Source organism: Gilliamella sp. BG3 (assembly GCF_046635605.1).
Classification (GTDB): domain Bacteria; phylum Pseudomonadota; class Gammaproteobacteria; order Enterobacterales; family Orbaceae; genus Gilliamella; species Gilliamella bombi.
This window is the reverse complement of record NZ_JBIDFE010000048.1, coordinates 1-4,402: the sequence shown is the minus strand read 5'-3', so window position 1 is coordinate 4,402 and position 4,402 is coordinate 1. Positions and strand designations below refer to the sequence as shown.

Below are 4,402 nucleotides of genomic sequence, written 5' to 3'. Positions count from 1 at the left end.
TCATTTTTTTCATAATTAAATCCCCTTTTCTTTTATCATAGAGAATTTTCTACTTTTTTGCTGTACTATTTTAGGGGGTAGTTACACGATGCCGCTGCCAACCTGTTAGACCACAAACGGCCAATAGAATTAGACCCCAGCAATCAGAATGTCATCCGCTGTAACCAGCTCCTGCATTTCAGAGGGCACCACTACAGCTATGACGAGCACGGCAGAACTCAGACCAAACAGAGCATCGGTGCTACCCAGCACTACCACTACGACGCCGAACACCGCCTGAGCGAAGTACGCATTGAGCAAACAGGCCGCAGCCAGCGTTATGGGTATGTTTACGATGCCCTTGGCCGGCGTATTGAAAAGCATCAGATAGACCGCGAGGGCCAACCCTACAACCGTACCCGCTTCCTGTGGGACGGGTTAAGAATGATTCAGGAAACCGGCCCGAATCACCCCACCAGCCTGTATATCTATACCGACCAGAACAGCTACGAACCACTGGCGCGGATAGATAAACGAGGTAATGACCCAGAAAGAGTCATGTACTTCCACACCGACCTCAACGGCTGTCCGGAAGAGCTTACCGATGCAAACGGTGAAATACTGTGGGAATGCAGCTTTCAGCTGTGGGGAAAACGGATTCATGAAATCGAACATGAATCGGTAGAACAAAACCTCAGATATCAGGGACAATATTTAGACAGAGAAACTGGTTTACATTACAATACGTTCAGGTACTATGATCCGGATATAGGTAGATTTACCCAGCCCGACCCGATTGGGTTGCTGGGTGGCTTGAATCTGTATCAGTATGCGCCTAATGGGTTGACTTGGATTGATCCGTGGGGGTTATCTCGATATTCGGGTGTTGATTTTTCTGGAACAGATGCTTTATATCAGGGTGGTGTAAATATTGTTAAGATAGAAATGACTGGAGGAAGATATGGTGATTTTAAAAATGCCAATAAGATTGCAGGCTATACAAATTCTAAAGGTAATATAACAGGTAGGTCTCATCCAGAAGGATATACATGGCATCATTTGAATGATTATGATTCCAAAACAAATACATCAACTATGCAATTAGTAAAAATAGAAGCGCATGAAGCTACATATCCACATGCAGGTTCTGTTAGTCAATTTGAGAAATATCACGATGTTAAATACGAAACATCCAAAGCTAAGGCTAAAGCTAAAGAGATTTCTTCTAAGCTTTTTGGTAAATGTTAATGGAGGAATATGATATGAATTTTGATAAGATGGAAATATATCATGACGATGATGGCATAGCAATAGATATTATTTTACATACTTTTGGCCATCAAAAAATTCCAGTTATTTATTTGGAGTCAGATGTATGTGATAAAAAAATGAAAATAGATATTAATTTTATTATATCGCATCAAGTTGAACTACATAATATAATTGAAAAAGAAATAGCTTTATATACTAATAGAATTTATAACAAAAATTTATATAAATGTACATTAATGAAAATCTATTTATTCTCGGATATTGAAAATGAATACGGTTTTTTATTCGATTGGTCGGGGGATACAGAACATGGGATAGGGGTAAAAATTAAAGATTTATCAGTGAAAAAAATAGGGAGTGCAGAAATAGCATTTCTTTAAAGCCCTATATTTATATAGAAGGCAAACCCTACAACCGTACCCGCTTCCTGTGGGATGGCTTAAGAATGATTCAGGAAACCGGCCCGAATCACCCCACCAGCCTGTATATCTATACCGACCAGAACAGCTACGAACCACTGGCGCGGATAGATAAACGAGGTAATGACCCAGAAAGAGTCATGTACTTTCACACCGACCTGAACGGCTGTCCGGAAGAACTTACCGATGCAAACGGTGAAATACTGTGGGAATGCAGCTTTCAGCTATGGGGAAAACGGATTCATGAAATCGAACACGAATCCATATAACAAAACCTCAGATATCAGGGACAATATTTAGACAGGGAAACTGGTTTACATTACAATTGTAAATACCCCAAACTTAGTACACAACTCACGTAGAAAATCATGCTGCTTGTTTTAGTGTTTTATACTCAATCGGTGTCATGTTATTTAATGCCTCATGCGGTCTTTCGGTATTATAAATCGTTAGCCATTCTTCGGTTATTTTCCTTGCTTGTGCTAAGTTGTTAAAAAGATATAAATCGAGTACTTCAGTACGATAGGTACGATTAAATCGTTCAATATAGCCATTTTGATAAGGGCTACCGGGCTGGATATAATCAATGGTTATATCATGTGATTTAGCCCAGTTTATAAAGGTTTTTCCTGTAAATTCTGGCCCATTATCGACCCGTATTTTTAATGGATATCCATGATATTCGGCCAGTTTATCTAAGTAACGGGTAATCCTTCCTGCTGGTAAGCTTACTGCAATATCAATCCCTAACCCCTCACGATTAAAGTCATCGATAACATTGAATGTCCTAAAGCGACGCTGATTACGACTACTGTCACTCATAAAATCCATTGACCAACATTCACCTTGTTTATTGGGTGCTGATAGCCTTTCTGGGCTTCGTGGAGGAATGCGCTGTTTACGCTTTATCCTGAGATTAAGCTTTAATTGGCAATACACCCGATATACCCGTTTATGATTCCATTTATAGCCGAGCTTTCTGATACGATTAAAGCATTTAGGAAAGCCCCAGCGTAAATGCCTGTCCGTGATAGCATTCAACACCGAAATAATCACTGAATCATCCTGTAACTTAGGTTGATAATAGTAAGCACAACGGCTTAAGCCAACAATGGCACAACTCATAGCAATAGTAACTGAATGATTTTGTTTTAGTTGCTGTGCCCACGTTTTACGTGCCTTTGTGGGCACTAAAGCTTTTTTATTATTTCTTCCTGCAGCTGAGATTTTAAGCTCAGTTCGGCAAACATCTGCTTAAGCTTGCGATTTTCAGCCTCCAGCTCCTTTAAGCGTTTGATATCCGAAGTTTCCATTCCGCCGTATTTTTCTCGCCATTTATAGAAAGTTGAATTACCCATGCCATATTTACGGCACAGTTCTTTAACCGGAATACCCGCTTCAGCTTCTTTTAAAATAGCGACGATTTGATGTTCAGTCATTTTTTTCATAATTAACCCCCCCTTTTCTTTTATCATAGAGAATTTTCTACTTTTTTGCTGTACTATTTTAGGGGATAGTTACAGGGGAAACGGATTCACGAAATCGAACATGAATCAGTAAAGCAAAACCTCAGATATCAAGGACAATATCTAGACAGAGAAACTGGCTTACATTACAATACTTTCAGGTATTATGATCCGGATATAGGTAGATTTACCCAACCAGATCCGATTAGGCTGCTGGGTGGCCTTAATCTGTTTCAGTATGGCCTAATGGATTGACTTGGGTGGATATGGGGGCTATCACCTGTTAGCCCTAAAACTGTTTTATTTTCACAAGGTGATATCAGTCCTAATTTTTCTGATAAAAGGAGTATGAATGAACTAATCTATAGATTGAAAAATGGTTCTTCATATATCAACCAAGTAAAGCCAATCAGGAAAGTGAGACTTACCTACTAACATTCAAGAAAGGTTAATCTCGCAAGGTGCAAATAAACACCGTATTTACTTTAGATAATCGACGACTATACGCAGCTAAAGAAGCTGGTATAAAAAGTATGCCTTATGTTTGGGCTACTAAATCTGATTTGAAGTCAATTAATCTAAATAATAGATTTTCAACAAAAACTGGTGGGAAAGGGATAAAAGTAAGATGCTAACAGTAAATAATCAGGCTATTGAGACAATATATGGAGAAATATATGGAAGAGACGCTTTAATATTAAAAGACGTCATATTAGATATGTTTCCTCTGGAGTTAAAGATAATAGCTTCTTTGGGTTTGTCATTTTGCCAACCAAGCAGAGGATTAGAAGGAGAGGCTTTAATTTGTTTTCAATTTAAAAATATAAAGAGCTTAAATATTACAATGATTGATGAATCAAGCTATCAGCCAATGATGATATCATGTTTTGATAAAATATTCGATAAAGAGAAAGATGAGCATTATGTTTTAAGCACTTATGATCATATTTTTGATGTGATTGGTCAATGTGAATTATGCTATTACAAATAATTATGAAAGTCGGGAGTGATATTTAAAATCTTCCCGAATTTATTTTAATTGCTGTTTATTCTGTAGCTAGTAATAACAGAGTTCAATCTTGGCTTGAATCAAAAACACAGCAAATAAGAACAGACCAATTACCGCTGCGATCACACCGACTGATCCTTGCCAAAATATTAGACAGTGCCCACCTCTATCATTTTTTCTTTTTGGTAATATTGTTGTTCATATTGTTCAGGTGATACCCAGCCATTGGCTGAATGACGGCGTATCCGATTATAATA

The 4,402-nt window shown here is 38.1% G+C and carries 8 protein-coding genes; 6 read left to right on the top strand and 2 right to left on the bottom strand.

Annotation, left to right across the window (positions count from 1 at the left end; translation table 11 throughout):
* Positions 1 to 129 precede the first annotated feature (129 nt).
* On the bottom strand, positions 130 to 384 hold the full coding sequence (locus ACGH6S_RS11980; RefSeq protein WP_411578965.1) for a hypothetical protein: 255 nt from the start codon (positions 382 to 384) through the stop codon (positions 130 to 132).
* A 39-nt stretch (positions 385 to 423) separates the two neighbouring features.
* Here ACGH6S_RS11980 and ACGH6S_RS11975 point away from each other — a divergent pair, with 39 nt between their 5' ends.
* The 3 genes from ACGH6S_RS11975 (at position 424) to ACGH6S_RS11965 (ending at position 1,939) form a co-directional block, all read left to right on the top strand.
* The gene (locus tag ACGH6S_RS11975) at positions 424 to 1,227 is read left to right on the top strand and encodes an RHS repeat-associated core domain-containing protein (protein WP_411578966.1); all 804 of its coding nucleotides are present in this window, start codon (positions 424 to 426) and stop codon (positions 1,225 to 1,227) included.
* Between the two features lie 14 nt (positions 1,228 to 1,241).
* Positions 1,242 to 1,631 (top strand): hypothetical protein, encoded by a 390-nt coding sequence (locus ACGH6S_RS11970; protein WP_239427967.1) that lies wholly within the window; start codon positions 1,242 to 1,244, stop codon positions 1,629 to 1,631.
* Between the two features lie 65 nt (positions 1,632 to 1,696).
* Positions 1,697 to 1,939 (top strand): RHS domain-containing protein, encoded by a 243-nt coding sequence (locus ACGH6S_RS11965; protein ID WP_411578967.1) that lies wholly within the window; start codon positions 1,697 to 1,699, stop codon positions 1,937 to 1,939.
* Between the two features lie 97 nt (positions 1,940 to 2,036).
* Here ACGH6S_RS11965 and ACGH6S_RS11960 read toward each other — a convergent pair.
* A protein-coding gene (locus tag ACGH6S_RS11960; protein ID WP_411578968.1) for an IS3 family transposase occupies positions 2,037 to 3,118 on the bottom strand; the annotation gives its coding sequence in 2 pieces (ribosomal slippage) (positions 2,037 to 2,872 and positions 2,872 to 3,118; 1,083 coding nt in all).
* Between the two features lie 84 nt (positions 3,119 to 3,202).
* Here ACGH6S_RS11960 and ACGH6S_RS11955 point away from each other — a divergent pair.
* From ACGH6S_RS11955 to ACGH6S_RS11945, 3 genes are all read left to right on the top strand, one after another.
* On the top strand, positions 3,203 to 3,391 hold the full coding sequence (locus ACGH6S_RS11955; RefSeq protein ID WP_411579551.1) for an RHS repeat-associated core domain-containing protein: 189 nt from the start codon (positions 3,203 to 3,205) through the stop codon (positions 3,389 to 3,391).
* Between the two features lie 206 nt (positions 3,392 to 3,597).
* Positions 3,598 to 3,771, top strand: a complete 174-nt coding sequence (locus ACGH6S_RS11950; protein ID WP_167370130.1) for a hypothetical protein — start codon at positions 3,598 to 3,600, stop codon at positions 3,769 to 3,771.
* Entirely contained in the window at positions 3,765 to 4,127 is a 363-nt protein-coding gene (locus tag ACGH6S_RS11945) for a hypothetical protein (protein ID WP_085166136.1), read from the top strand. The genes ACGH6S_RS11950 and ACGH6S_RS11945 overlap by 7 nt, the downstream gene beginning before the upstream one ends.
* The last annotated feature ends 275 nt before the right edge of the window (positions 4,128 to 4,402 follow it).

Bases quoted from the DNA above. Each gene is read 5' to 3' on its own strand.
- ACGH6S_RS11975 (WP_411578966.1), top strand. From the start codon at position 424: ATGATTCAGGAAACCGGCCCGAATCACCCCACCAGCCTGTATATCTAT.
- ACGH6S_RS11970 (WP_239427967.1), top strand. From the start codon at position 1,242: ATGAATTTTGATAAGATGGAAATATATCATGACGATGATGGCATAGCA.
- ACGH6S_RS11965 (WP_411578967.1), top strand. From the start codon at position 1,697: ATGATTCAGGAAACCGGCCCGAATCACCCCACCAGCCTGTATATCTAT.
- ACGH6S_RS11945 (WP_085166136.1), top strand. From the start codon at position 3,765: ATGCTAACAGTAAATAATCAGGCTATTGAGACAATATATGGAGAAATA.